This window comes from Streptomyces flaveolus (assembly GCF_000716535.1).
In the GTDB taxonomy this organism is placed as follows: domain Bacteria; phylum Actinomycetota; class Actinomycetes; order Streptomycetales; family Streptomycetaceae; genus Streptomyces; species Streptomyces flaveolus_A.
In genome coordinates this window covers 1-26,659 of sequence record NZ_JNWV01000066.1, presented here as the reverse complement: position 1 = coordinate 26,659, position 26,659 = coordinate 1, and the positions used below count along the sequence as shown (strand labels likewise).

The following is a 26,659-nucleotide window of genomic DNA, read 5'->3' as shown; positions in this document are numbered from 1 at the left end:
GCCCTCGCTCCGCTGCGCGCCAGCTGAGGACCTCGCCGGCCTCGGCCGGCGACACCCCGGTCACCGTCGTCCGAGAGCGGAGGACGACGGTGACCGCTGTCGGCCGGGGCCGCTTCACGGAGGACGGGAGCGGCCCCGGCCGGCCGTGTGACATGCGGCCCACGAGTCGTCGGCCGGGCTCCTCGGACGGGCTCTTCGCCTCACGCTGGTTCACGGACGCACCGAGTCCAGACCGGGCAGGTCGGGGAGGGCCGGTGCCGGTGGCGACGACGACGGCGTGCCGGGCGGTGAGGGGGAACGTGTCGCGCTCGCGCGTACCGACCGCCACCTGCTTCTCGCCGGTGAGCCGGCCGTAGCCGCGGAGCAGGTCCACGCGGCCCCCGACTGCCCTGCCCGCGCGCAGGCCGTGTCTCGTCGGCCGGAGCCGCTCGCCCTCGTTCCGGGCGAGGTGGGCGTGCGTCGACGCATCGCCTCTCCACGTCGGCGCGGAGGCGATCGCAGAAGACGCGGCGGCGGCCCCTGGCCATCGGGACCAGGGGCCGCACCGGATCCAGGGCCCTCGGGTCCCGGTGTGCCCTCAGAGGGCGGCTGTGACGGAGGCCGGCCGGGCGTTCAGCAGCGCCAGGCAGTTGGCCCAGAGCGCGCCGAGCGGTGAAGCGGTGTTGTATAGCTTGGCGAACAGCACCTGGCCCTCCAACTGAGCGACAACGGCCCGGGCCGATTCGCGGACGTCGCTGACGGTGACCTCGCCACGGCTCTGGGCCTCGGTGACCACCGCTTCGATCAAGTCGACCTGGTCCTCGAAGATCTCCTTGAGCCGGTCGCGCACGGCCTCGCTCTGGTTGCACATCTCCAGGGAGAGGTTGCCGAGCATGCAGCCCGCGATCGATCCGCGGTCGGCCCGACAGGCCCGGTGCTCGGCCTCGGTCGCCTCGAAGAGCTGGCGCAGTCGCTGGAGGGGCGGTTCCGCCTCGTTCTTCAGGAGGCCGGTCCAGTCGCGCCGCTCGGCGGCCCAGTGCTCGTCGATCACGGCGAGCGCGAGGGCCTCCTTGGACTCGAAGAAGTAGTAGAAGCTGCCCTTGGGCACCTCGGCCGCCTTGCAGATCTCGGCCACGCCCAGCGCCGAGTAGCCACGCAGCTCGATGAGTGACTGCGCAGCGTCGAGGATCTTCTTCCTGGCGTCACTTGTCCGTCCCATGGGGCCAGTATACGACCGATCGACTATAAAGGGGCGGTCCCTGCGGCGGTAGCTGCACGACGGCAACATCGACGTCCCCCCGGCGCGCTGAGGGAGGGGTCCGCGCGCATCGCCGGGATCGCCGTCACACCTGATGCTGGTCCGGCGTCGTACTCGGGCAGGAGCGGGAGTAGTAGGAGTAGACGTCCGGTCGTCTATATCGAAAGTACGGTCGGCCGAACCTCTCGGCAGGCAACCGGAAGGTTGCTTACCTGACTAGCCGTGACAGGAGATGTATCCCAATGCGTGGCCACCACCCCCTGACGGCCGTCGACTTATATCGCTGCGGCACTGACCCCCGCCGCGAGGTGCTCATGCCTGTGGCCGGTTCAGCGGACTGAACCGGCCACGGACCGTTGCGCACACCGGCGGCACGCCGTGCTCAGTGCCCCGCGCTCATGCCGCCGTCGACGTGCAGGATCTCGCCGGTGACGAACGGGGCGTTCTCCAGGTACAGCACCGCGTCCGCGATGTCGCTCTGTTCGCCCATGCGCCGCATCGGGTGCAGGTCGCCGAGGGTCGCGTGGGTCTCCTCCGGGTGCATCGGGGTCTTGATGGTCCCGGGCGAGACGGCGTTCACGCGGATGCCGCGGGTGGCGTACTCGATGGCCAGGGACTTGGTGACGGACTGGAGCCCGCCCTTGGTCAGCGAGGCCATGGCGGAGGGCAGGCGCATGTCCGGGCTGTCGACCAGGCTGGTGGTGATGGTGACGACGTGACCCCCGCCCTGGCCGAGCATCTGCTCGATGGCCAGCTGGGTGATGCGGAAGAAGCCGCTGAGGTTCACGCCGGTTACGGCGGCGTAGTCGTCCAGGGTGTACTCGGTGAAGGGCTTGGCGACGAAGATGCCCGCGTTGTTGACGAGGCTGTCGATGCGGCCGAACCGCTCCAGACCCTGGGCGATGACGCGCTCGGCGGTGGCGGGGTCGGCGATGTCGCCCTGCACGGTGAGCAGGTCCGGGTCACCGGACGGGGCGATGGTGCGGGACGTGGCGACGACGGCGTAACCATGCTTGCGGTAGGCGTCGACGATGCTCGCGCCGAGGCCCTGCGAGGCACCGGTGACGACTGCGACCTTCTGAGTGCTCATGATCTTCTCTCCAGGCGGGGGCTCCTGTCGCAGAGATTAGTAGACCGGTCGGCTACTAGTCAATCGGTCTACTAATGCCCACGGGGCCGGATGCGTCACCGCTCAGCGTCGCTGTCCCAGCTTGTCCAGCGGCATGCCGGCCGCCCAGCGGCGCAGTCGGCGGCCGTCGACGAGGTGGACGTCGGTCTGCCGGGCGGCCCAGCGCACCTCGGCCCGGCTGAAGTCACCGCGGTGGACGATGAGCCGGCCTGGCCTGACCTCCCCGGGCCGGACCGTCTCCCGCACGGTCGCGGGCCGGCGTGTGTCCTCGTCGGCGTCCGCCGCGGTGCGGAACGAGACGTCGAGTTCGCGGCCGTGGACATCCCGGGCGTACAGGCGTCTGCGCCCCGCGCGCAGGCTCAGGTCGGCCACACGCCAACCGTCGCGCTCCAGCATGCGCGTGGTGGCCTCCACCAGCCCGCGGTCGCTCAGCCGTGCGAGCTCCTGGGTGGTGTAACGGCCGCGGCGTCGCCGCAGGACCCCCCGGCGCAGGCGCAGGCCCACCGCGGCGGCCGGCACCAGCAGGACGGCGCACACCAGCAGGCCGGGGGTCCAGAACGCGCGGCTGAGGCGGCCGGCCAGCAGGACGAGGGCCACCGGCACCAGGCCGAGGCCGACGAGGGAGGGGAGGACCTCGCGCAGCTCGGGACCGGACCGGCCCTGCGCCCGCGGTTCGGCCACCCGCTGCCGCCGCAGCGACCGGCGCGACGCCGGGACGGACGGGTCCGGCTGCCGCAACCTCGTCATCCCGCCCGCCCCCGCCTCTCGGTCCTGCGGAGTCCCCGTGGGGAGACACACGCGGGCCCCCCGCTCCGCCGGTCCGACCGTACACCGCCGCCGCTCACCGCCTGGGGACGGGCAGTGTCAGGGACACCGTCTTGCCCTGTCCGTCCAGACGAACGCGCGGGCCGCCCGTACCCCGAGGAGATCACGGCGCTGGACGCGCGGGTTCCCCCCGGGGTTCCTCCTGCCCGACCGCCCCCGCCGTACAGCGTCGGCAGCAGGACGGGCGTCGTCCCGGCGCGGGTGTGGCGTGGAGCCGTCCTCGACGACCAGGTCGGCCAGCTGTTCGGGATCGGGTACGGACCGCCGCTGTCGGCGCCGGGCGGCACGTGCAGCCGCGCCTGCGGATCCGGGCGCGTCCCAGCCGACGAGGCCGTCCGTGTCCAGCATCCGGACCGAGCCGCACTCAAGACGGTGCTCAGAGCGGCCGTGTCGGCACCGACCTGGACTTCCAGCGCAAGCAGTACGGCATGACGCACGTCATCGTCCTCGGGCTGCTCGCCAACTCCTGCATCGAGTCCATCGGCCGTTTCGCCGGGGAGCCGGGCCACCACGTGACTCGTGGGCAGCGTGCCCAGGACCGCGTGCAGGCGCTGAAGAACAGCCGGTGGCGCGGCCTCAGCGAGCGAGCGGCGCCGCGTCGAGCAGGGCCGCTGCCGCACCGCGGGCGGTCGTGGCGGCGGCGGGGTCGCGGTCCATCCGCGCGGCCTGCCCCGCGCCGTCGTAGAGCAGGTGGAGCTGTCGGGCCAGTTCCTCCGGCTCGGCGTACCCGGACGCGGCGGCCAGTTCGGTGAAGAGCTCACGCACCCAGGACCGGTAGGCCTCGGCGGCGTGGCGGATGGAACTGTCCTCGGCCGTCTCGGCGCTGGCCCGGACGAACGCGCACCCGTTGTACCCGGGGTCGGTGAACGCCTCGCCCAGCGCGTCGAAGACGCCGAGTATCTGTTCACGGGGGGTGCGGAAGCGCGTCAGGGTCCGGGTGATCCGGTTCTTCACGCGGTCGAAACGCTGCTCCAGGTAGGCGCAGACGAGTCCTTCCTTGCTCCCGAAGGTGTTGTAGAGGGACGCCTTCGCCACCCCGGCATGCTCGATGACACGGTCGATGCCGACGGTTTGCACTCCCTGCTGGTAGAACAGGTCGTCTGCCGCTTCGAGCAAGCGCTCGCGCGCGGACAGCTTCGTCGCGGTCCTGGCCGCCATGACCACCACCCTCTCAGACAGACCTGTCTATTCTAGCGCGACGCCCGCCTCACGGCTGCGACGTGGTTTCCGCGAGGCGCGCGGGCTCGGGGGCGGAGCCGGTTTCCGGCCGGACGACTGCCACGTGCTCCACCCGGCGGCCGCTGAGCACCAGGCCGGTCAGCGCAGCGAGCGCCAGCACGATCACGGCGATGCCGTACTCCCTGGCCGTCTGCACCAGGCCGCCGCCATGCACGACCAGCACGCCGCCGATCACCGCCGGCACACCCAGGCCCACGTAGCACACCACGTAGAGAAGGGACAGCACCCCGGCCCGTTCGTGCGGCTGCACCTGCGGGACGACCAGCCTGATGCCCCCCTGGAACCCGCTGCCGAAGCCGAAGCCGGATATCGCGCCGCCGATGAAGAAGCCGATCACGGAGGGGGTGCCGCCGGTGCCCGAGGCGATGGACACCAGGGTGACCGTCACACCGACGACCAGCGAGCCGATGCCGATCAGCATGACGGTACGCGTCGCCGCGTTGCGCAGCAGGACGACGGCCGTACCGGCGGAGCCGGCGAGTACGAACAGGGGCAGCCCTCCCCACACCACGGAGGTGGAGTGCACCAGGGTCCGGGTGAGAGCGGGGCCCAGCGCGCCGTACAGGCCGGTCAGTGCCCACACCGCGAACATCACCGGTGCGGCGATCGCCACCGACGCGCGGGCGGACCGGGGCAGCTTGAACTCGGGGGCCATGCTGGCGAGCGCGCCCGGCTCGCGGCTGACCGTCTCCTTCAGGCGGGTCACGGCCAGCGTCTGCAGGGCGAACACGCCCAGGAGCACGTAGTAGACCAGGTGGGTCGGGGCCGGCAGGTACTGCACGATCAGCCCGGAGACCAGGGCGCCGCTCGCGGTTCCGATCGTGGGCGCGAAGGAGTTGAGGAAACCGCCCTTGCGTGCGTCGAGGTCGAGCATTCCGGCACCGAGCGCACCGACCGCCGCCCCGGTGCTCAGTCCCTGGACGACGCGGGCGGCCAGCAGTGCGTCCACGCCGCCGGCGGTGACGAACACAACCATGGCCGCCATCTGCGCGAGCAGGGCCACGAACAGCACCGGCCGCCGGCCCACGTGGTCGGAGATCTTGCCGAAGACCAGGAGTGCGACCAGCACGGCCACCGCGTAGACACCGAAGACGACGGTGACGGTGATCGGCGAGAAGCCCCAGCGTGCCTGGTAGATCGCGTACAGGGGGGTCGGCGCGCTGGATGAGGCCAGCAGGGACACGAGGATCGAGGCCAGCAGCCCGAGGGAGGCGATGGGACCGAGGCCCCTGCGCCGCGGGGCTCCGTGCGCGGGAGAGCGCCTCACCGGTGTGCCTTCGGCGGCGGGTCGCTGCGTCGTGCTTCTCATGGCTCTCACTCTCGGTCTGGAAAATGAACCTGCCCCCATAGTAGACAGATCTGTCTGATGCGCGGGGCGCCGGGAGGGTGAGACGTGTCGCACTGCGCCCGGCCGCGTTCGGCTGTGAGTGCGGTCGTGGTGCGTCCGCGCGGCCCTGAATCACGCGACGGCCGTGACCGCCGCGCAAGCTTGGCGTGTCAACCAAGTGGTTGATCGATCAAGGTTCCCGCTCGGCCGGCTTGGAATGCGTGCGTCGGGGGGCGTGATCATCCCGCCACTTGCCCGGAGGGGGGAGCAGGGCGGTCGCGGTGGGAGCGGCCCGGCTCGCCCCGGCCGGGTGCTGCCTGACCTCGGCCATACCGAAACCCTTCGCGAAGGCGCGCGGCACCGGCTGCCTCGGCCTCGGCCGGGGCCGGGCCTGGGCACGCTGGCTCAGGCTCCGGCCCCGGCCGAGGTAACCAGGGGCCGACGTGCGCGACCGTTGTGCGGTCAGCCAGTGACCGTACGGGCGGCCTGCTCGATCAGGTCGGCCACGGCGGCCGGCTGGGAGACGGAGACGGCGTGGGAGGCGTCGATCTCGACGGTGTGGGCGTGGGCGCGTTCGGCCATGAAGCGCTGGGCGACCGGCGGGATGTTGTAGTCCTGCCCGGCGATCAGGCTCCAGGAGGGGATGGTCTTCCAGGCGGCCCCGGTGGCCTTCTCCTCCAGGGCGCCGGCGGCGATGGGGCGCTGGGTGGCGGCCATGAGGTCGGTGGCCGCCCTGGGTACGTCGGCGGCGAACTGGTCGTGGAACTTGTCGGCCTTGATGTACAGGTCGGTCTCGGTGCCGTTGCTGACCGAGTCGAGGTTGGGGCCGAGGGTGCTGCCGGGGAACTTGTTGGACAACTCCAGTGCGCTCTCGCCCACCTCGGGGGTGAAGGCGGCGATGTAGACGAGAGCCTTGATCTGCGCGTTGTCGGTGGCGGCCTGGCTGATCACGGCGCCGCCGTACGAGTGGCCCACCAGGACGACGGGGCCGTTCACGCTCTCGAGGAAGGCGCGGAGACCGTCGGCGTCAGCGGCCAGTCCGCGCAGCGGGTTGGCGGGCGCCACCACCGGATAGCCCTCGCGCTGCAGTCGTTCGATGACGCCGTTCCAGCTCGAGGCGTCGGCGAACGCGCCGTGCACCAGCACGACCGTGGGCTTCTTGTTCTCCGGCTTGCTGTTCATGGGGGAGTGTCTCCTTCTCATGCGGTGGTACGACGGTCGGTGCTCATGTCTGCGGTGCCGGCTCCGGTCGCCCCGGGCGCCGAACGGCGGGCGCGGGGTCAGCGCGTAGTGCTGCGGGCGGCCTGTTCGATCAGGCGGGTGACCGCGGCGGGCCGGGAGACGGAGACGGCGTGGGAGGCGTCGATCTCGACGGTGTGGGCGTGGGCGCGCTCGGCCATGAAGCGCTGGGCGGCCGGCGGGATGTTCTTGTCACCGGTGGTGACCAGGTCGAACGAGGGGATGGTCTTCCAGGCGGCCCCGGTGGCCTTCTCCTCCAGGGCGCCGGCGGCGATGGGCCGCTGGGTGGCGGCCATGAGGTCGGTGGTCGCCCGGGGTACGTCGGCGGCGAACTGGTCGTGGAACTTGTCGGCCTTGATGTACAGGTCGGTGCCGGTGCCGCCGCCGGCGAGGGGGAAGGAGACGGGGTTGAGGTTCTCGCCGAGCGTGCTGCCGGGGAACTTGTTGGACAGCTCGAGGGCGCTCTCGCCCTTCTCGGGGAGGAAGGCGGCGATGTACACCAGCGCCTTGACCTGCGGGTCGCCGGTCGCGGCCTCGCTGATCACCGCACCGCCGTAGGAGTGGCCGACGAGTACGACCGGTCCCTTGACGCTCGCCAGGACGCTGCGGACGTAGGCGGCGTCGTCGGCCAGTCCGCGCAGCGGGTTGGCCGGCGCGACCACCGGATAGCCCTCGTGTTGCAGCCGCTTGATGACGCCGTTCCAGCTGGAGGCGTCCGCGAAGGCGCCGTGGACCAGGACGATCGTGGGCTTCTTGCCCGCCGCACGGTGTTCGGCCTTGGCCGCGCTGGCGGGAGTCGTGACCGCCAGCGTGAGGGCCGAAACGCCGGCGATGGCGCCCAGAACGGCGACGCGCTTGCGGGTGGGGCGGAAGACGGTCCTCAGACCCATGGTGACTCTCCTCAGGAGTGGGCGTGCGACGGAAGTTGTCCCCCCGGGCGGTGTGGCCCGGGCGACGTGAGAAACATAGCGTGCAACTGAGTTGTGCACAACCTAATTGGAGGCGGTGTCCTTCCTCGGGTGCGTCGGTAGGGAGGCATGGGAGCCCGGGGCGCCGGGCGTTTCTGCCGCCACTGGGTGAAGTGGCCCCTGGGACCGGCGGTTACCGCCCACCGTGCTGCGCCGCCCGACCGCCGCGGGCGGTGACGGTGGGCGGCTCCCCGTGCACTTTGGTGACCGCCCCCCGCTGATGTGTCCGCGTCGGGACCGCCCGGCCGCGGAATCACCCGACATGGGATACCGATCACCGTCAGGCTGACCAGCGCCCGCGCAAGCTGGGCCACCACCGCGCCGACGCCGCCCGCGGCCGCGGTGTCGAGCAGTGTGCCGGTCTTCTCCAGGGCGCCGTCGCACAGGCGGGGATGTTGGAAGAGGCCCTCCCGTGCGGTGAGCGACGTCAGCGGCAGGGTGCCGCCCCGGCGAAGGAGAGGCCGGCGCGCTTGTGCTGAGGCCCTCTCCGACCCGCCCCGGTCGAGGTCTGGCCCTGTGCACTCCGGCCCGGCGACCCCGGCCACCCTCACCAGGCCGGCGTCGTGGAGACCGTCAGCGTCACGGCCGGCCGGATGGTGCTCGGTACCACCGCGGCACCGAGCACCCCGTCGAAGCCGGGCGGACCGCCACCTTCGACGGCGAAACCTCACACACGTACCGCGGCGCCGGTGCCGGAACGTGCCGCCTCGTCGTGGCGGTCCGCATGCCGCCCGGCCCGATGCCCTCCGACTGACCGGCGCCCGCGCGGCGATGCGACGATGTGCCGCCCGGCGTGGCGCTGGCCCGGCGGGCGCGCCGTACGCCGTCCACGCGGCGGATCACTGGCTCCACGGACGAACGGGCCCAGGGCCCGGCGGCTGTTTCGACCGCCTGGTCGGCGGCGTCACCCGCTCGGACGGGACGGCGTCCGGAGGGGTCGCTTGGGCGGCAGGGTTCACCCCTGATCGCGATACCGCGTCCCCCGTACGCCCGGCGGGCATCGCGCCGCCGGGGTGGGCGGTGCCGCATCAGCTACTCGGTCGCGGCGGCCCGCGCGGAAGGGGTATCGGCAGCGCACCGGTCGCCATATTGGAACAAAATGGACGCAAGTGACGCCGACCTCGTGGAGACACGGTGATGCAGGGCAACGCAGAGGACGGCGAGGGGGCCGCCGAGGAGCGTGACCGGTACGACAGGGAACCCGACGCCGAGGACATCGACGAGTACACCGAGCCCGAGCCGTACGACGTGGAGCCGGAGCCCTACGGCAGGGGCGCCACGGCTCAGGAGGCCACGGTCGTCCCCGGCGACGAGCCAGCCGGCGCACGTGTCGCGGCCGGCGCCGACCCCGACGTCTTCCTCGACGTTCCGCTGTTGAAGGTCGACGAGATCGACCTGGACGTCGAGGACCTGCGCGCGCATGTCTCGCTCCAGGCCGAGGTGCTCGACCTGGTGAAGCTGAACGTGGGCGCCGACGTCGCACTCGGCCGGGTGCACCTGGGCATCTCGGGTGAGGAGGCGCAGGCCCAGCTCAGGGTGCGCCTCGACAATGTCGCCTCGATCATCCACCGCGTGCTCACCACGCTGGACCGCAACCCGGAGATCCTGCGTGAGGTGGCGCGGGGGGTCGGATCCGCCGTGCAGGACGTCGGTGGCGGAGCCCGTCAGGCCGTCGGAGAGCTGGGTACGGGGGCCGGGAGGGCCGTCCAGGATGTCGGCCTGGGCGCCGGGGCCGCAGTACAGGACGTCGGTCGCGGCGTCGGTTCGGCGGCTCAGGACCTCGGCCGAGGGGCCGGCAGTGCCGTCCGGGACGTGGGGTCCGGAGCCGGGCGCGTGGTGGAGGAGGTCGGCGCTGAGGCCGGCCGGGTCGTCGGCAAGACCGGTGCCGAGGTCGGCGACGCCACGGGCAAGGCGGTCGAGAAGGCTTCAGGCGTTGCCGAAGCGGCGGGCGATGCGGTGCGGGACGGCGGTCGCGCGATCGCGGAAGTCCCGTACGTGGAAGTCCCGGACGCGCAAGTCCCGGACGCGGAAGTCCCGGACGCGGAAGTCCCGGACGCCGCGGACGGCACCACGCACCGCACCGAGTCCGCCGCACGGGGTGTGGTCCGCAGGCCTGCGAAGGAGGGCCGGCGCCGGGCCGTCCGGGATCAGGAAGGTACCCGCGCGCGCCGAGTGCGCACCGAGGACGGCAAGCCGGCACCCCGGCCCCGTCGCCACCGCACCTCCGAGGAGCGGGACGAGCCGCCGCCCTGAACGGCAGGCGCGGCGATGGAGAGCCCGGCGTGGGACATCTCGTTCCGGTCGACGGTCCACGCCGAGCGTCTTCGTTTCACGGAGGAACCGAGGACAGCCGTCCGCTTCCCCGGCACCGGGGAGCGGGAGTCGGCGAGCCACAGCGACCGAAACCGCCTCCCCGACACGAAGATCGTGCCCGGTGAGGAGTACCGCGACGTCACCGTTTCCTACCGCCTCGCCACCCGGCTCACCGGCCCGGAAGACGAAGCGGACGGCTCCGGCCCCGTCGGCTCGCCCTGAGGACCCCTGCGGGACGCGGTGGGCATCCGCGCGGAGCGGGCTTCGCGCGGGCCGGGGAAAGCTTTGACAACGATGTCCGGTACGAGTGTGGACAGTTGGAAAAGCGGCGTGGTCTCATGCCTGGGAACCGCGATGACAACGTTGTAATCCCCGTGCCGTGCGCGCCGGTACGGGTGTCGGGAGTGTCCTCGCGCGTTCGCCGGAGTGCTGCCGTCCCCGGAATGGAGCTGTGCTGGATGGAGCGTGCTGTGCGACCAACGCCTTCGAGATTCCTCCGTAATTGGCGCACGCCTGTGATCGGCCACCTCGTGGCCTGTGTGTCGTTGGGGCTCGGCCTGGCCGCCCCCGGCGCCGTGGCCGCGCCCACCCCGGATCCGCCGGTCCGCACCGCGACGGTGTCCGTGTCGGACGCCCGGTTCGAGGTCCTTTCACCGACCCTGATCCGTACCGAGTACGCCGGGGACGGCCGCTTCGAGGACCGGCCCACCTTCAACGCGATCGGCCGGGGCGCCTTCACACCACCCCGCTACACCTCGTCGGTCCGCGACGGCGTCCTGACCATCACCACCAGCGCGATGACCCTGCGCTACCGGGTCGGCTCCGGCCCCTTCACCGCGGACAACCTGAGCGTGAGGCTGGAGGCGGGACAGCAGCCCGTGCTGGCGGCTCCCTGGCGGCACCCGGTCTGCGCCCCCGGCGTCCTGTGCGAGGCGGAGGACCAGTTGTACGACGGCCCCGGACTCGCCACGGACCACGGCGGGTTCACCGGCAAGGGCTTCCTGGCCGGGTTCGAGACCGACAACAACTCCCTCTCCACGGAGGTCCGGGCCAAGGCGACCGGCACGTACGACTTCGCCGTGCGCTACGCCAACTCCGTCGGCGGTGACGGCCGCCACGAGACCCGGACCCTCAGCCTCAGCGTGGACGGCGGCACCGACCGGACGTTCAGCCTCCCCGAGACGGGCGACTGGAACATCTGGGGGGTGGCCCGGCTGCCGTTGTCCCTCGGTGCCGGTCACCACACGGTCAGGCTGCACCGCACCGCCGCCGACTCCGGGAACGTCAACATCGACAGCGTCGCCCTCCTGACGCCCGGAGCCGCCTATCCCTCCCGGTCCGAAAGCGCGGTCCCGGGCTGCCGGTTCGGCACGAGCTGCGAGGCCGAGGACGCGCTCCTGGCGGGCTCCGCGGTCGTCGCCACCGACCACAAGGGCCACGCCGGCTACGGATTCACCGGCGAACTCGACCAGGGAGCCCGCATCACCGACCGGATCGCGGGCGTACCCGAGGACGGCACCTACCTGCTGCACCTGCGCTACGCCAACGGCACGGGCGGCGACGGCCTGCACCAGACGCGGAGCATGCGGGTCGGTACCGAGGGCGGCACCGACAGCACCCTGTCCCTGCCCGCGACGGACGACTGGGACACCTGGGCGTCGGCGACCGTGCCGGTCAGCCTGAAGGCCGGCACGGACGAGATCACCCTGGGCTGCCCCGACGCCACCAGTTGCCACGTCAACGTGGACACCCTCGCCCTGGCCCCCCGGCAGGACCCGGCCCCCGCGCCGCACCTCGCCCTGGGCGGCTACCGGCGCAGCCTCGACGGACTCGACGGCGACCACGACCCCACCCCCTGGACCACACCCGGCCTGCTGCACCGCGACGGCTGGTACCTGCTCGACGACACTCCTTCCGCGGTCTACGACCCCGGCACCAGGAAGGCGTCCGCTCGTCCCACCCACCACGGCCGGCCCTACCAGGACGGCTACCTCTTCGGCTTCGGCCACGACTACCAGCAGGGTCTGTCCGACCTCGCCACGCTGACCGGCCCACCGCGACTGCTGCCCCGCTGGGCCTACGGCGTGTGGTACTCCGAGTACATCGACCGGACGGCGAACGACTACGAGAACACCGTGCTGCCCGCGTTCCGCGCGGCCGGCGTGCCGCTCGACGTCCTCGTCACCGACACCGACTTCAAGTCCCCCAACACCTGGAGCGGTTGGAACTTCGACCCGGCCAAGTTCCCCGACCCCAAGGCGTTCTTCGACTGGTCCACGGAACAGGGACTGCACAACACCCTGAACGTGCACCCGAGCATCCTCGGATCCGACCCCCAGTTCGCCATGGCGCAGGCCACGGCCAACGGCAAGCTGCGCAAGGGCGGTTGCGCGCCCGCGGGCGGCGCGGACTGCTACACCTTCGACTTCGGCGACCCGGACCAGCTCAAGGCCTACCTGGACCTCCACCGGCCGATGGACCGGGCCGGCAACGACTTCTGGTGGCTCGACTGGTGCTGCGACACCTCACGGTCCTCGCAGGCCGGCGTCACCCCGGACGCGTGGATCAACCAGCAGTACGCCGATCTCACCGCCGAGTCCGGCGAGCGGGGCTTCGTCCTCTCCCGTGCCTACGGCTCCCTCCAGGCCGGCGGCTACAGCGGGGGAGTGGGCCTGCCCACCGGCCCCTGGGCCGACAAGCGGAGCACGCTCCACTTCTCGGGAGACACGACGTCCGACTGGGGCACCCTGCGCGCCGAGGTCGGCTACACGCCGGGAGAGTCCGCCGCCACCGGCATGGCCGCCGTCAGCCACGACATCGGCGGCCACAACGACGGCTACGGCATTCCCGGGGCGGAGACGTACACCTCCGACGGCCGGACCCGCCGCACCACCAAGCTGCCCGACGACCTGTACGCACGATGGGTGCAGTTCGGGACGTTCCAGCCGATCGACCGCCTGCACAGCAACCACAGCGACCGACTGCCCTGGCAGTACGGGCCCGACGCGAGGAAGTCCGCCGAGAAGTTCCTCAGGCTGCGTGAGGCGCTGGTGCCCTACACCTACACGCTGGCTCAGCAGGCCAGTGCCACCGGAGTCCCGATCGTCCGGCCGCTGTACCTGCAGTACCCGGAGGAGGAGACCGCCTACACCAAGGCGGGCAGCGAGTACCTGTACGGGCCCGACATGCTGGTCGCGCCGGTCACCACGCCCGGCACCAGCACCACGACACCGGTCTGGTTCCCGCCGGGACGGTGGACGGACTACTTCACCGGACGCACGTACACCGCGCCCGCCGGTGGCGCCACCCACGACGTCACGACGACGCTGGACACCATGCCGGTCTTCGTCCGTGCGGGAGGCATCGTCACCACGCGCTCCGAGAACGTGGCGAGCGACGCGCGGCACCCGCTGAACAAGGTTGGCGTCACCGTCGCCGCGGGCGCCTCCGGCTCCTTCTCCCTCTACGAGGACGACGGCGTCGGCCCCGTGTCGAAGCGGGCGGCGGCCACTCACCTGCGGTTCACCGAGCACAACGGCTCCCACCTGCTGAAGATCGCCCCTGCCGAGGGCTCCTTCACGAGCCAGGTGAGCCGGCGCGAGTGGACGGTGTCCTTTCTGGGGGTGGACCACGCGCCGGCCCGCGTGACCCTGAACGGCAAGGCGACGGCCGCATCGGCCTGGCGGTGGGACGCCGACACCCACACCCTCAGCGTCACGGTGCCCTCGCAGAGCATCCGGAAGGCGGCGACCGTCATGTATCGCTAGGCAGACGCCGACGCCTGGCGGGGCGCCCCCGGTTCCGGTGTGTCCGGACGGGGGCGCCCCTCACTCGTCGGCAGAGGAGGGCATGCGAGGCTGCGCGTGGGAGCGGAAGTCCCGCGAGAAGCGTGCCGGGCGGGAACGGCCCGGACTCAGTCCACCGAGAACCGGGCGGTGATGACGGCGCGGGCCAGGGTGTGCCCCGACAGGTTGAAGCCCAGGAACGCCGGGGTGGCGGAGTGGTCCAGGCCGAGGGCGCCTGGTGGTGATCGGCGGAGGATATGTGGGCCTGGAGTTCGCCCAGATGTTCGCTGCCTTCGGCAGCCGGGTCACCGTCCTGGAGAGCGGGCCGCGCCTGCTGCCCCGGGAGGACTCCGACGTGGCCGAGGCGCTCCTCGGGTACTTGCGCGAGGACGGCGTGGAGCTGGTCACCGGCGCGGCGGCGAAGGAGTTCGTCCGCGAGGGCGGGAAGGTCTCCGTCCTGCTGGAGGACGGCCGCGAGGTGAAGGCCGACGACGTGCTGGCCGCCACCGGCAGGGCTCCGGTCACCCGGGAGCTGGGCCTGGCCGCGGCGGGCGTGCGCACCGACGAGAACGGTTTCGTCGAGGTGGACGACCGGCTCGCGACCAGCGCTCCGCACACCTGGGCGGTGGGCGACGTCGCGGGCAGTCCGCAGTTCACCCACGTCTCCCTGGACGACTACCGCATCGTCAAGGCCAACATCGCGGGCGGCGAGCGGAGCACGAACGGCCGGCTCGTCCCGTGGAACCTCTTCACCGATCCGGAACTGGCCCGGGTAGGCCTCACCGAGGACCAGGCGCGGGCGGCGGGGCACGACGTGCGGATCGCCAAGCTGCCGGTCATGGCCATTCCGAGGGCCCGGACCCTGCGGGACACCCGCGGACTGTGGAAGGCCGTCGTCGACCGTGACAGCGAGCAGATCCTCGGCGTCGCCCTGCTCGGCCCCGAGGCCGCGGAGGTCGTGACGGTGGTACAGACGGCCATGCTGGCAGGCCTGCCGTACACGGCCCTGCGGGACGGCCTGATCGCGCACCCCACGATGGCCGAGGGACTGAACGCGTTGTTCACGAGCTGGGTGGACTGACGGCTGGAACGGCAGGGGAGGGGCCCCGGCGACCGCCGGGGCCCCTCCTTCATGCGTCCAGTTCATGACGGCGATGCAAACAAGTCCTTGGACTTATGGATCGCGGGAAGCGCATGATCAGGTGCCCCCGAAGGGTGAGCGACCCTCCGCCCGGAAACCGCGCCCAACAGGGCGTACAGCACTGGAGTATTGATGTCCGCAACGACGCCCCATCCGGCGGTCTCGACCGACAGCCCCCGTCCCGTCAGGGCACGGCTTCCGTTCAACACCTTCGGCATCGCCTTCGGCCTCTCCGGCCTGGCCGGCGCCTGGACGGCGACCGCCGGACTGGGAGCGCCCGAGGGGATCTCCGACGTCCTGTGGGTGGTGGCGGCGCTCGCCTGGATCGTGACGATCGTCCGCTACGCCGCCGCCGGGACGCGCCCGCGTGACGTCGTAGCCGATCTGCGCCATCCCGTCCTCAGTCCGTTCGCCGCCCTCGTGCCCGTCACCGGTTCCCTGCTGTCGGCCCGCCTGTCGGTGTGGCTGCCCACGGCCGGTGAGGTACTCATGTGGTCCGCGTTCGCCGTGAGTGCCGCCTTCGGCGGATGGTTCATCGCCGGCATGCTGGTGAGGCCGCGCGACCCGGGGACTCTGCACGGAGGGTACCTACTGCCCACCGTCGCGGCGTCACTGATCACCTCTCAGTCCCTGGCGACGATCGGTCACCCCGGCGCCGCCAAGGCGCTCTTCGGTGCCGGCATCCTGTTCTGGGTCCTCATCGGCGCGATGCTGCTGAGCCGTTTCACCACGGGCCCCGAGATGCCCCGTCCGCTCCTGCCGACCCTCGCCATCTTCTCCGCGCCGCCCGCGGTCGCGGGAAACGCCTGGTGGGTGATCACCGAGGGCCGGCCGGGGACCGTGCACGAGCTCCTCCTCGGCACGATGGCGGCCCTGCTCCTGCCCCATCTCTTCCTGATACGCGCCTACGTGCGACTCCCCTTCGCGCTCGGCTTCTGGGCGCTGACCTTCACCACGGCGGCAAGCGCGACGTACGGGGTCCGGCTGCTGTCCCTGACCGGAGCGCCGTGGCGCACCCCGCTGAGCTGGGTCGTGGTCGGCGTCGCCACGGCAGTCATCGGGGCCGTGGCCGTCCGCTCGCTGGCTCTGGTGCCGTTCCGCCGGATCCTGTCGCGCAGGACAGCGGGCCGTACGACCGAGACCGCGTCGGTTACGTGCTGAAGGACCCGGAGGACTCGACCACCACGGACGCTTGCCGACAGACGATCCACCGGTCGGACCGCCCCCATGACGGAGCGGTCCGGCCGGTGTTTCGTTCGTCGCGCGGGACGAGGGCAGGGGCGGTGGTGTTCCGCCCGTCCTCCGGAGTGCCGACCAGCCTGCCGACCCCGCCCGGCGGCCGTCGCCTCGGGGCGGGGTGCCCGGAAGAGCGGCCCCGCCCGGCAGGGCCGCAGTACGCCGGTGCTCCGGTCGTGCCGCCGGTCGTCAGGGCAAGGCAGAGCTGCCGCAACGCACCCACGGCGCCCGGGGCGGTGGGCTGCCGCGGCGCATGCAGGCGCGGTGCCGCCCATTCTCCCGTGAGGTCACCGGAACATCGGGGATGTCGGTCGTGCGGCCCGGCCGGTCGGGCGGGTCAGCCCTTGAGGATGTTCAGTGCGAGGTCGAGGGAGCGCATCGAGGCGGTGGGATCGCCCGTCGCCTTGCCGCGCAGCGCGCCGCCCTCGAAGGCGTCGATCAGAAAGGCGGCCAGGTCGCGTGCCGGTTCCGAGGAGCGGATCTCCCCGGCCTCGCGGCCCTGCTCGATCACCGCGGCCACGGCGTCGATCCAGCCGGTGATGCCGCCCTGCACGGCGGTGCCCACCTCGGCGCCCGCGGTCGGGGTCTCGCTCGCCATGGTCACCAGCAGGCATCCGAACTCCACACCGGTGGAGCTGGTCCGCTCGGCCTGGCTCGCGAAGTGTGCCCGCAGGCTCTCGACAGCCGTCCGGCCGCCGAGGTTCTCCAGCATGCTGAAATCGGTGGCACCGCTGTAGCGGCGCACGATTTCGGCGGCGAGCTCCTGCTTGCTCTTGAAGTGGTTGTAGAACGACCCCTTCGGCACGCCGGCCGCGCTGGTGATGTCCTGGACGCTGGCGCCGTTGAAGCCCTGTCGACGGAACACGGTCTCGGCGTGTTCGATCAGCTTGGCTTTGACGCTCACCTGAGGCATGGTCTCAATATGGCCGGTCTGCTTAGGCTTGTCAAAGATGCCGCGGGTCTTCCTCCTTCCGGAACGAGCGCGGCGCCACCGAACTTCCTCATCCGTCCCGGCGCCCGGCGCCCGGCGCCCGGACGTGCCCTGACCGGGCCCACCGGGAGCCGTGCCCGTCGCTTACGGTCAAATGGCTGATGGCCGCACCGCCCGGCGACGTCAGACTCGGCGCACATCCCCCGCACTGCAGAGGAAGCGAGATGTACGTCGACGCTCCCAACAAGACGGTCGAAGCAGCCAACGGCGTCACTTACGCCTACCGGCGCTGCGGTCCCCACCACTCCCCGCCGCTGCTGCTGTTGCAGCACTTCCGCGGCACACTCGACAGCTGGGACCCGGCACTCGTCGACGCTCTCGCCACCGAACGCGACGTCATCACGTTCGACAACGCTGGAGTGGCTCTCAGCACCGGGCAGGTGTGCCACTCCGTCCGGGACCTGGCCCGCGACACCCTGGCTTTCATGACCGCCCTCGGTCTGCACCAGGTCGACGTGCTGGGCCACTCGATGGGGGGCTTCACCGCGCAGGAAATGGCCCTGCTCCGGCCCCGGGCGGTCCGCCGGCTCGTCCTCGCGGCCACCGCGCCCAGAGGGGCACCCGGAGTGCACGGTTACACCGAGAACGTGCTGGCTCACGCCGTCCACGACCCGCCCGGCGCCGAGAACTACCTCTACACCTTCTTCAGTCACACCGAGACGAGCCAACGCAGCGGCCTCGAATTCCTCGGCCGGTACATAGAGCGCGAAGACGAACGTGACGTACCGGTCACCGCTGCGGCCCGGGACGCCCAGTACGACGCCGTGGTCGAGTGGGGCGTACCGGACCACGGGGCCCTGCAACGGCTCGAAGGCGTCCGGCAGCCGGTGTTCGTGACAGGCGGAGATCACGACAGCGTGATCCCCCCGCGTGTCTTCCACCTCCTGGGCGGACTGCTCCCGGACGCGCGGGTGAAGATCTACCCGGACTCCGGACACGGCTTCCTCTTCCAGCACCACCAGGAGTTCGCGCGGGACGTGCTCGACTTCCTCTCGTGATCCCCTGCGACCGCGGCAGGCGGCTCGTCCGTCCCCGCGCGCTCCGCGAAGACGCGGAACCGCGCCGATGGACGTCGTCACCGCCCGCCCGAGGACCCGTCCGGAGCGCCCCGGACCACGTGTGTCCGGACCGGGCACCGCTTGCGGGCCGCACCGCGTGACGTCCCTGCCCCACCCGGCCGGCCGGACCCCCGACGGCCGCGCACGACGGCCGTCCCCACCCGTGGCGGACGGCCGCATGGAACCCGTACCGAGGAAAGAGGTAACCATCATGCGGATCGTGATCGCCGGAGGCCACGGTCAGATCGCTCTGCGGCTCGAACGCCTGCTCACAGCGCGCGGTGACCAAGCCGTGGGGCTTGTCCGCCGGCCGGAGCAGGCCGAAGATCTGCGGTCCGCGGGCGCCCGGCCCGTGGTCTGTGACCTGGAGTCGGCGTCGGTGCGGCAGGTCGCGGATCATCTGGCGGGCGCGGACGCGGTGGTCTTCGCCGCCGGTGCCGGTCCCCGCAGCGGCGCGGCGCGCAAGGACACCGTGGACCGGGCGGCGGCCGTCCTCCTGGCCGACGCCGCGCAGACCGCGGGGGTGCGCCGCTTCCTCATGATCTCCGGCAAGGGAGTGGGCGACGAACCCCCGCTGGGCACCGACCCGGTCTTCGCCGCCTACCTCAGGGCCAAGGAACGGGCCGACGCGGACCTGCGCTCGCGCGAGGCGCTGGACTGGACGATCCTGCGGCCCGGACGGCTCACGGACGATCCGGGGACCGGGCGTGTCGCCCTGGCGGAGTCGACTCCGCCGGGCGACGTGACCCGCGACGACGTCGCGGCGGTCCTGCTGGCGCTGCTCGACGAGCCGGGCACGGCCGGACTGACGCTGGAACTGACTGGCGGGGACGTCCCGGTGGCGGACGCGGTGAGGTCGGCCGCGGCCGGCTGACGCCACCGTTCCCTCCCGGCCCCGGAGTTCGCCGACGGCGTGCTCCGGGGCCGTCGGGTCTCCGGGCCCACTCCGTGCGAGGGCTCCGGGCGGCGAGCCGTGCCGGGCAGGCGCCGGCCCGGCCGGCCCGCTCGCCGCACCCGGACCCTGCGCTGACCCCACAGGCGCGGCCGGCCCCTTGCGGCGTCCACCGGCGGCCGCGTGAACGGCTCGTCGCCGCAGGCCGGAACGGAGCCATGACTACCGTGCGGGACGGTAAGTCAAACGACCGATTCTGCTCCTGCGAGCCCGATCGAAGAATGAGGGCGCAGGCCCCGGCGGTCGTGAGGCGATGGGAGTGGGCACCGGAGGGCTCCCTCCACACTGCGCGGGTCTCGCCGGGTGACGGCGCCGTACGAGGACGACGAAGGAAGACACACAGCCATGAGGACCATCACCAGTCCACTGCCGGAGGAGGACCGCCAGGTCACCGGGACCGCCCTGCAGGAGACCCTGGTCGACCTGCTGGACCTGTCCCTGGTGGCCAAGCAGGCCCACTGGAACGTGTACGGGTCCCGTTTCCGCACCATCCACGAGCAGCTCGACGAGGTGGTCGCCACCGCGCGCGACTACGCCGACCAGGTCGCCGAGCGGGCCGCCGCGCTGGGCGTCAGCCCGGACGGGCGGGCGGCCACGATCGCGTCCGACAGCGGACTGCCCGGGTTGAAGCCCGGCTGGATCGGGGACGCCGCGGCCGTGGAAGCCCTGGTCGAGTCGTTCTCCGTGCTCATCGGCCGGTTGCGCGAGCGTGTCGGGACCACCGGGCGGTCGGACGTCGTGACCCAGGACCTGCTGATCGGGCTGACTGCCGAACTGGAGAAGCAGAGCTGGATGTTCCAGTCGGAGAACCGCGGCTGAGCCACGGACCTTGAGCCGCCCCGGCCGCCCGCGGCTGAGCGGCACCGCCGGGAAGACCGCCGAGGACCCGGGCGTCCCGGCACACCGCACGGTGGCACGGCCGTACCTGCCCTGAGCCACGACCTTGGGAGAACCATGCCTTCCTCATTGTCCGGCCTGGAGCGGACCGAGCCGGACCAGCGTGCGGTGGACACCGCCCGTGTCCTGGCCGCAGACGCCGTACAGAAGGTGGGCAACGGCCATCCCGGTACGACGACGAGCCCGGCCCCGGCCGCCTACACCCTCTTCCGGAAGGTGATGCGGCACGACCCGGCGGATCCGGAGTGGGTCGGCCGCGACCTCGCGGCGCGCCATCCCGGGCCGCGACGTCGTCCGCCCGGCGGACGCCAACGAGAGCCACATCGCCTGGGCCGAGTTCCTCAGACGCCACTCCACCGGTCCGGCTCCGCACGGGCTGGTGCCGACCCGTCAGGGCGAGCCGTTGTCCGCGCCCAACGAGGCCGCCGCCAGGGACGGTTACGTCCTGTCCGAGGTCGAGGAGCCCGAAGGCTGAGCACCGAGCCGCAGGTGATCCTGATCGCCACCGGTTCCGAGGTGCACGTCGCCGTCGAGGCGCGTGAGCGGCTCCAAGCCGAGGGCGTGCCGACCCGCGTGGTGTCCCTTGCCGGGCTCAGTGCCCCCCGGCACACGGCGCGGATCGCGGCGGTCCGGCCACCCGGCCGCTGCGGGGCGGCCGTCGGCGAGGCCGCCCGGTGCACTTCGGCGGACGCCCCCGCCGACCGAGAGAAACACGATCGAGAAGGAGGACCCATGAAGAACCAGGAGATCCTGCATCGGATCACCGAGATGGCCGATGAGGAGCGCCGACTGCGCGACTCCCTGACGACGCGCGCCGCGGGAAGCCCGGCCGACCACAGCCGACTGGGGGAGCTGGAGCGAGAACTGGACCAGTGCTGGGACCTGCTGCGCCAGCGACGGGCCCGGGCCGAGTTCGGGCAGGACCCCGACGAGGCACATGTGCGCCCGCAGTCCGTGGTCGAGGGCTACCAGTCCTGAAGCCCCGGGACCGACGTGCGCGGCCGCCGCTTCCGGGTCGGCGGCCGCGTCGGCCGTACGGCTTCCGGGACACCTGGATGCCTTGTCCGACCTGACCATGGTCCAGGGACACGCCCCCGCTGACACCGACCTTGCCTGGACCCGGATGACCCCGTGGCGGTCGACGCCGGCCGCCGTAGTCGACCAGGCACCGGTGGAGGTGACCTCGGCGGCCGTGGAGGCCGAGGCGGACAACCCGAGCGCGGAACCGCCGGCCCGCTGGCCGGGTCGTCACTGCCGGGCCGGTGGTGACGGCCGTACGTCTGGGCACCCGCGAACGGTGAGATCGTCGTCGACCGGCCCGAGGGCCCGCCGGCGGCCGAGGAGGTCCGAGCGGAGGGTTCCCCTGCCGGCGGCCGACGGAACGGACCGGCCTTGTTCACCGGTCGGCATCGTCCCGAAACCGGAAGGGCCCGGCTCGGCTGGGGCGTGCCGGCCGTCGAGACGGGCGCGACCGGTGCCACCGACCGGGCTGTCGCCCGCGCCCCGGGGCACCCGCCGGTCGGGCGCCGGCCGGTGGCAGCCGTACGACCGGGGCACCCACCACGTTGGTGAGTCATCCGACCGATGCTCGGCTTCGCGCGGGAAGCCTACGTTGGCGCGGCGGGACCGGTCCGCATCGCCCACCGCCTGGGCGCCGGTCGCACGGGGGCCGGCCGATGACTCGCCCGACCGGCCGTTGTGCCTTCCGGGCACCGGCGCCGGCCCGGGGCGCACCGTCGCCGCGAGCGACGTGGACCGCCGTGACGTGCCACCCCGGTGTCCGTGACATCAGAAGGGAACCGATCGCCGATGCCGATGCCGATGCCGATGACGCCGCCCGGACCTGCCCTGGCAGCCGGCACCCCGCAGGAAACCGTCCGGTTCTCGCTGCTGGGTCCCCTGCGGGCATGGCGAGACGGGACCGAACTGCCGTTGGGACCCCGGCAGCAGCGCCTCATCCTGGCCGCACTGCTCGCCCGTGCGGGCCGGCCCGTGCCGCTGGCGGACCTGGTGGACCTGCTCTGGGAGGGTGACCCGCCCACCAGCGCGGCCAACGCGGTCCACCGCTACGTGGGTGTGCTGCGGCGCCTGCTCGAACCGGATCTGCCGGCCAGGAACGCCGGCCGGTGGCTCGTCCGCCAGGACGGGGGCTACCTGTTGCGGGTCGGTGCCGGCGAACTCGACCTCCTGCGGTTCCGCGCGCTGGTGCGCCAGGCCCGGGAGAAGGCCGCCGAGGGGGACGCGCACGAGGCGGTCCGCCGGTTCGGCGAGGCCCTGAGCCAGTGGCAGGGGCGGTGCGCGGCGGATCTCGGACCCGTGGCCGGAGCCCACCGCGTCTTCGCCACGGTGGAGCGTGAGCACGCCTCGGTCGTGTGCGAGACGGCGGCGGCGGCCCTGCGGTGCGACAGCCCGGGGCCGGTGCTGCTGTCCGTGCGCCAGGCCGCGCAACGTCACCCGCTGGACCAGAGGCTCCAAGCCCATCTGCTGCTCGTACTCGGCGCGGACGGCAAGCAGGCCGAGGCACTGACGCTGTACCAGGACGTCCGCGGCCGGCTGTGGCGGGAGCTGGGCGTGCGGCCCGGTGCGGAGCTGCGCGCCGCGTACGAGCGCGTCCTGCGCCAGAACGAGCAACGACCGGCGGTGCCCGGGGACGCGCCCGGGGACTCCGGGGAAGAGGACGTGCTCCGGGCGGTGGGCGGCGGACAGACGCCGCACACCCCCGTGCCCGCCGCCGAGCCGGGCTCCGTGCCCGCGCAACTGCCGGCGGACCTGCCCTGCTTCTCCGGCCGTGCCCGGCAGATGGAACAGGCGCTGGCCCTCGCGGGCGAGACGAGCGACGCCCTGCGCGTACTGGCGCTCGACGGCATCCCCGGTGTCGGCAAGACCGCCCTGGCCGTGCACTTCGCCCATCGGGTGGCCGCCCGGTTCCCCGACGGCCAGCTCTTCGTGGACCTGCGCGGCTTCGGCTCGGGCGGGAGCCCGCGGGACCCCGGCGAGGTCCTGTGCGAGTTCCTGGAGGCGCTGGGCGTGCGGCGGTGGCGGGTCCCGGCGTCGACGGAGTCCCGGGCCGCTCTGTTCCGCAGCGTGCTGGCCGACCGGAAGGTACTGGTCGTCCTTGACAACGCCCTCGACCTGAAGCAGATACGGCCGCTGCTGCCCGGCTCCCCGCTGTGCATGGTGGTGGTGACCAGCCGTCGGCGGCTGAGCGGACTGGCCGCCGCCCACGGGGCGCGGCTGGTCGGGCTCGACGTGCCCGCGCCGGCCGAGGCGGCCGAGTCCTTCCTGCGACGGCTGGGCCCGGCCCGCGCCGACGCGCGGGCCGGTGTGGTCGAGGACATCGTCGAGCGGTGCGGCCGGCTGCCCCTGGCCCTGGCCGTCGCGGCCGCCCGCGCCCTGGCCCGTCCGGACCAGCCGCTGAGCGTGCTGGCGGCCGAACTGGCCGGGACCGAGAAGAACCTGGACGGCTTCACCGACGACGACCGCGGCAACGGCGTACGGGCCGTCCTCTTCCGCGAGTACCGCACGCTGGGTCCCGAGGCTGCGCTGACGTTCCGTCTGCTGCCGCACCTGGGGCCCGAGTACAGCACCGCGGCCCTGGCCGATGCCACCGGGCTGCCGCCGCAGGCGACGGTCGCGGCGGCGGGGGAACTGGTGCGCGCCGGGCTGCTGACCGCCGGAGGGAACGGCCGCTACGCGGCGCACCGCCTGGTCCTGGCGTACGCGGCGGAACTGGCACGGGCGGACGCGTCCCGGCACCCGGAGGATCAGGAGGGCCGCTACCGTGACGCGCTGAGTGCCGGGGCGGACCGGCTCACCGGGGAGCTGTCCGCGCTGCGGGTGGTCGCCGGAGGTGTCGTGGAACCGGTCCTGTCCGCCGGCCTCGCGCGCCGGCGCCGAGACCGGTGGCCCCGGGTACCGGGTACGCACCTGCCCCCGGACGGGGCGCGGCAGGACGGGCCCGCCGGTTCCCGGCCCCGCGCTCCGGCCGCCGCGGCGCACCCGTCCCCGGCCGGGTAGGCGGGACGCGCGGGAGTGCTGCGGGTGGTCGCCGGAGGTGTCGTGGAACCAGTCGGGCTCGCCGGTACCCGGCGGGCCGGCGAAGACGAGGTGCCGGCTCAGGGGCGGGGCCGGGATGCCGAGCTGAGCACGCCGCCGGGTCAGGCGGCCCTGGCTCACCAGCATGTTCACCTGCGCTTGACCTCGGCCGGACCGACCAGCGCAGGACCGTTGTACGAGCTGTCCAGGCGTTCCACGGTCAGGGCCGGCCCGGGCCTGCCGTGCCGCAGACCGGTGCCCTGGTTGGAATGGACGGCGCAGCCCGCGACCAGGGTCAGCGATCCCGTCCCCGGCCGACACCAGGACGCCGTGCGCCCGGCCACCGCTGATGCGCACCCGCATCAGGGAAACCTCGCCGCCGTGGTCCACCGCGACACCCGAGCCGGCGCTGCCGGCCACCTCGCAGCTCTCGAGCCGTCCCCTGCCGCGGTCGCCGCCCGATGTGCACGGCCGGCAGGGACGTGTCCGCGAACGCGCAGTCCGCGAAACCGTCCCCGAAGTGCCGCGCACGCGTGTACGCGCCGAACTGGCGAGGTGGACGCCGAGGACGCAGTCGTGGACGGTCGTGCGGATCAGGCTCGGCCCGGTCGAGCCCTCCAGCGCGACGGCGGGCCGGTCGGTGGGGGAGATGACACAGCCTCCAGCACTCCGGTGGACCCAGGGTGCAGCTTTCCAGAACGCTGCCCGCCGCCGAGGTTCTCCACCGCGCCGGCGCGTCCATGCGCGGCAGTTGGGGTGATGCGCTCGTGAGCCCATGTACGCGGCGGGCCGGGCACCGGCGTCCTCGGGTACGCGGGGACGCCGGTGCGGCGCTTCATGCTCCCGAGACGGCGCGGGCGCTGTCGTCCCGGCGGGTTCGCAGGGTGAGCGAGAGTGCGGCGGTGGCGGCGAGGAGTGCCACGGTGGCGCCGTAGACGGTGACGGTGGGAGCGAGTCCGGTGTGGTCGCTGGCGATGCCGGCGAGGAGGACGGGTGCGCCGTAGGCGGTGTAGGCGATGAGGTAGACGGCGGCGAAGAGACCGCCGCGGTGAGCGTTGTCGGCGAGGGGGCCGAGGATGCGCAGGCTGGAGCCGAAGGCCGCGCCCTGCCCGACGCCGCCGGTGAGGGCGCCGATGATGACGAGGGGCAGGCTGGCCGTGGCGACACCGGTGACGGTGAGGAGGGCGCCGGCGAGGATGAGCAGGGTGCCGGCGCGGGTGGCACGTGTGGCGGTGACGCGGGCGAAGGCCATGCCGGCGAGCGCGGCCGAGATGGGCTGGAGGGCCACGACGGCGCCGTTCGCCGCGCTGTTGTGGATGTGGAAGACCTGGTGGTCGAAGGAGGGTGCCAGGCCGAGGAAGAGGCCGGAGTACATCCAGCCGGCGGCGGTGAGGGGGACCAGGGCCCAGAACCAGGAGCGCGCCGCGGGAGGGATGGTGAGGTGGGGGCGGAGCGAGGCGAGTGCGCCGGGGTGCCGGGCGGCGGTCTCGGGGGCGGCCAGGACGGAGCCGATGCCGTAGAGGAGCACGGCGGTCAGAGTGGTGAAGACGACCGCGGTGGGGTGGTCGGTGTACTGGACGGCGAGCCCGGCGAAGAAGGCGCCCAGGGCGAGCCCTCCGACGGGGGCGGCGCTGGTCAGGACGGTCATGGTGCGCCGGTGACGGGGGCTGGACAGTTCGATGATGGCCGCGGTGAAGGTGCTGGTGGCCGCTCCGGTGGCCACCCCCTGCACGGCGCGCGCGGCGATGATCCAGCCGATGCCGTCGGCGAGGAGGAAGAGCGCGCTTGCGAGGAGCAGCAGGGTGAGCGCGGTGATGAGGACCGGACGGCGCCCGATGTGGTCGGAGAGCGAGCCGGCGACGAGCAGGGTGGCCAGCAGGGTGACGGCGTAGACGGTGAACGCGGTGGTCAACTGCCAGTCGGGGAAGCCCCACTGCTGCTGGTAGAGCACGAACAGGGGGCTGCCCGCGCCGGCTCCGAACGCGACGGCGATCGAGGCGGTGACAACGCCGGCGGTGGACAGCGGCCGGCGGCGGCCGGGGCTCTCGGGAGTCTGCGCTTGTGGTGTGCGGGATGTGCGGGCGGGTGTGACCGCAGAGAGCTTCACGGCGTCTCCTCGTGCCGGGTGGCCGCTTGGCCGGATGCCGGGATGGTGTGTGTCCGGGTGTGTGGTGGGTGCCGGTGGTGGGGTTCAGTGGGTGGTGGTGAGGGCTCGGCGGCCGGCGTGGAAGGTGGCGGCGTGGTGGGCGACGCGGGTGCCGAGGTGTTCGGCGGTGGTGATGTCGCT

Annotated in this window: 21 protein-coding genes and 4 pseudogenes; 14 read left to right on the top strand and 11 right to left on the bottom strand. The window is 72.7% G+C overall.

Annotation, left to right across the window (positions count from 1 at the left end):
* The 8 genes and pseudogenes from OO52_RS53660 to OO52_RS43030 form a co-directional block, all read right to left on the bottom strand.
* Window positions 1-373, bottom strand: a pseudogene (locus OO52_RS53660) (hypothetical protein); the annotation flags it as partial.
* Between the two features lie 204 nt (window positions 374-577).
* Window positions 578-1,198: a TetR/AcrR family transcriptional regulator gene (locus OO52_RS43060; RefSeq protein WP_030658027.1), complete on the bottom strand. Its 621-nt coding sequence runs from the start codon at window positions 1,196-1,198 to the stop codon at window positions 578-580.
* Between the two features lie 421 nt (window positions 1,199-1,619).
* On the bottom strand, window positions 1,620-2,327 hold the full coding sequence (locus OO52_RS43055) for an SDR family NAD(P)-dependent oxidoreductase (RefSeq protein ID WP_030658029.1): 708 nt from the start codon (window positions 2,325-2,327) through the stop codon (window positions 1,620-1,622).
* A gap of 102 nt (window positions 2,328-2,429) precedes the next feature.
* On the bottom strand, window positions 2,430-3,113 hold the full coding sequence (locus tag OO52_RS43050) for a hypothetical protein (RefSeq protein WP_030658033.1): 684 nt from the start codon (window positions 3,111-3,113) through the stop codon (window positions 2,430-2,432).
* Between the two features lie 654 nt (window positions 3,114-3,767).
* Complete coding sequence (locus OO52_RS43045) at window positions 3,768-4,349, bottom strand: TetR/AcrR family transcriptional regulator (RefSeq protein WP_030658035.1); 582 nt, start codon at window positions 4,347-4,349, stop codon at window positions 3,768-3,770.
* A gap of 49 nt (window positions 4,350-4,398) precedes the next feature.
* The gene (locus tag OO52_RS43040; protein WP_234317400.1) at window positions 4,399-5,739 is read right to left on the bottom strand and encodes an MFS transporter; all 1,341 of its coding nucleotides are present in this window, start codon (window positions 5,737-5,739) and stop codon (window positions 4,399-4,401) included.
* 480 nt (window positions 5,740-6,219) lie between these two features.
* A complete protein-coding gene (locus tag OO52_RS43035; RefSeq protein ID WP_420711465.1) occupies window positions 6,220-6,960 on the bottom strand; it encodes an alpha/beta fold hydrolase in 741 nt (246 codons plus the stop codon).
* Window positions 6,961-7,037: 77 nt separating this feature from the next.
* Complete coding sequence (locus tag OO52_RS43030) at window positions 7,038-7,886, bottom strand: alpha/beta fold hydrolase (protein ID WP_030658041.1); 849 nt, start codon at window positions 7,884-7,886, stop codon at window positions 7,038-7,040.
* Window positions 7,887-8,455: 569 nt separating this feature from the next.
* Between OO52_RS43030 and OO52_RS53655 the strand changes: the two are divergent.
* From OO52_RS53655 to OO52_RS43005, 6 genes and pseudogenes are all read left to right on the top strand, one after another.
* Window positions 8,456-8,718, top strand: a pseudogene (locus OO52_RS53655) (cupin domain-containing protein); the annotation flags it as partial.
* A 383-nt stretch (window positions 8,719-9,101) separates the two neighbouring features.
* Complete coding sequence (locus OO52_RS43025) at window positions 9,102-10,217, top strand: hypothetical protein (protein WP_324608328.1); 1,116 nt, start codon at window positions 9,102-9,104, stop codon at window positions 10,215-10,217.
* Between the two features lie 15 nt (window positions 10,218-10,232).
* On the top strand, window positions 10,233-10,499 hold the full coding sequence (locus OO52_RS43020) for a hypothetical protein (protein ID WP_030940588.1): 267 nt from the start codon (window positions 10,233-10,235) through the stop codon (window positions 10,497-10,499).
* A 323-nt stretch (window positions 10,500-10,822) separates the two neighbouring features.
* The gene (locus OO52_RS43015; protein WP_420711466.1) at window positions 10,823-14,044 is read left to right on the top strand and encodes a TIM-barrel domain-containing protein; all 3,222 of its coding nucleotides are present in this window, start codon (window positions 10,823-10,825) and stop codon (window positions 14,042-14,044) included.
* Window positions 14,045-14,303: 259 nt separating this feature from the next.
* Window positions 14,304-15,143: an FAD-dependent oxidoreductase gene (locus OO52_RS43010; protein WP_234339977.1), complete on the top strand. Its 840-nt coding sequence runs from the start codon at window positions 14,304-14,306 to the stop codon at window positions 15,141-15,143.
* 192 nt (window positions 15,144-15,335) lie between these two features.
* On the top strand, window positions 15,336-16,364 hold the full coding sequence (locus OO52_RS43005) for a C4-dicarboxylate transporter (RefSeq protein WP_030658051.1): 1,029 nt from the start codon (window positions 15,336-15,338) through the stop codon (window positions 16,362-16,364).
* Window positions 16,365-16,776: 412 nt separating this feature from the next.
* On the opposite strand, the gene OO52_RS43000 is transcribed toward OO52_RS43005, so the two are convergent.
* The gene (locus OO52_RS43000) at window positions 16,777-17,352 is read right to left on the bottom strand and encodes a TetR/AcrR family transcriptional regulator (RefSeq protein ID WP_030658053.1); all 576 of its coding nucleotides are present in this window, start codon (window positions 17,350-17,352) and stop codon (window positions 16,777-16,779) included.
* Between the two features lie 242 nt (window positions 17,353-17,594).
* On the opposite strand from OO52_RS43000, the gene OO52_RS42995 reads away from it, so the two are divergent.
* The 8 genes and pseudogenes from OO52_RS42995 to OO52_RS42970 all read left to right on the top strand — a co-directional run bounded on the left by OO52_RS42995 (window position 17,595) and on the right by OO52_RS42970 (window position 24,354).
* Window positions 17,595-18,428 (top strand): alpha/beta fold hydrolase, encoded by an 834-nt coding sequence (locus OO52_RS42995; RefSeq protein ID WP_030658055.1) that lies wholly within the window; start codon window positions 17,595-17,597, stop codon window positions 18,426-18,428.
* A gap of 271 nt (window positions 18,429-18,699) precedes the next feature.
* Window positions 18,700-19,362: an SDR family oxidoreductase gene (locus OO52_RS42990; protein ID WP_030658057.1), complete on the top strand. Its 663-nt coding sequence runs from the start codon at window positions 18,700-18,702 to the stop codon at window positions 19,360-19,362.
* A 423-nt stretch (window positions 19,363-19,785) separates the two neighbouring features.
* Window positions 19,786-20,259, top strand: a complete 474-nt coding sequence (locus OO52_RS42985; protein ID WP_030658059.1) for a Dps family protein — start codon at window positions 19,786-19,788, stop codon at window positions 20,257-20,259.
* Window positions 20,260-20,394: 135 nt separating this feature from the next.
* A pseudogene (locus OO52_RS48945) lies at window positions 20,395-20,613 on the top strand (transketolase); the annotation flags it as partial.
* A pseudogene (locus OO52_RS48940) lies at window positions 20,600-20,922 on the top strand (transketolase-like TK C-terminal-containing protein); the annotation flags it as partial. The pseudogenes OO52_RS48945 and OO52_RS48940, both read left to right, overlap by 14 nt.
* Before the next feature lie 147 nt (window positions 20,923-21,069).
* The gene (locus OO52_RS42975; protein WP_030658063.1) at window positions 21,070-21,315 is read left to right on the top strand and encodes a DUF2630 family protein; all 246 of its coding nucleotides are present in this window, start codon (window positions 21,070-21,072) and stop codon (window positions 21,313-21,315) included.
* Window positions 21,275-22,123, top strand: a complete 849-nt coding sequence (locus OO52_RS54875; protein ID WP_420711464.1) for an OpcA/G6PD domain-containing protein — start codon at window positions 21,275-21,277, stop codon at window positions 22,121-22,123. The genes OO52_RS42975 and OO52_RS54875 overlap by 41 nt, the downstream gene beginning before the upstream one ends.
* 23 nt (window positions 22,124-22,146) lie before the next feature.
* Window positions 22,147-24,354 (top strand): AfsR/SARP family transcriptional regulator, encoded by a 2,208-nt coding sequence (locus tag OO52_RS42970; protein ID WP_051819071.1) that lies wholly within the window; start codon window positions 22,147-22,149, stop codon window positions 24,352-24,354.
* 167 nt (window positions 24,355-24,521) lie between these two features.
* Here OO52_RS42970 and OO52_RS42965 read toward each other — a convergent pair whose 3' ends face one another.
* Complete coding sequence (locus OO52_RS42965; RefSeq protein WP_030658067.1) at window positions 24,522-24,716, bottom strand: hypothetical protein; 195 nt, start codon at window positions 24,714-24,716, stop codon at window positions 24,522-24,524.
* A 491-nt stretch (window positions 24,717-25,207) separates the two neighbouring features.
* Window positions 25,208-26,479 carry an MFS transporter gene (locus OO52_RS42960; RefSeq protein ID WP_030940580.1) on the bottom strand — a complete coding sequence of 424 codons (1,272 nt, stop codon included), beginning with the start codon at window positions 26,477-26,479 and terminating at the stop codon, window positions 25,208-25,210.
* Window positions 26,480-26,659 lie beyond the last annotated feature (180 nt).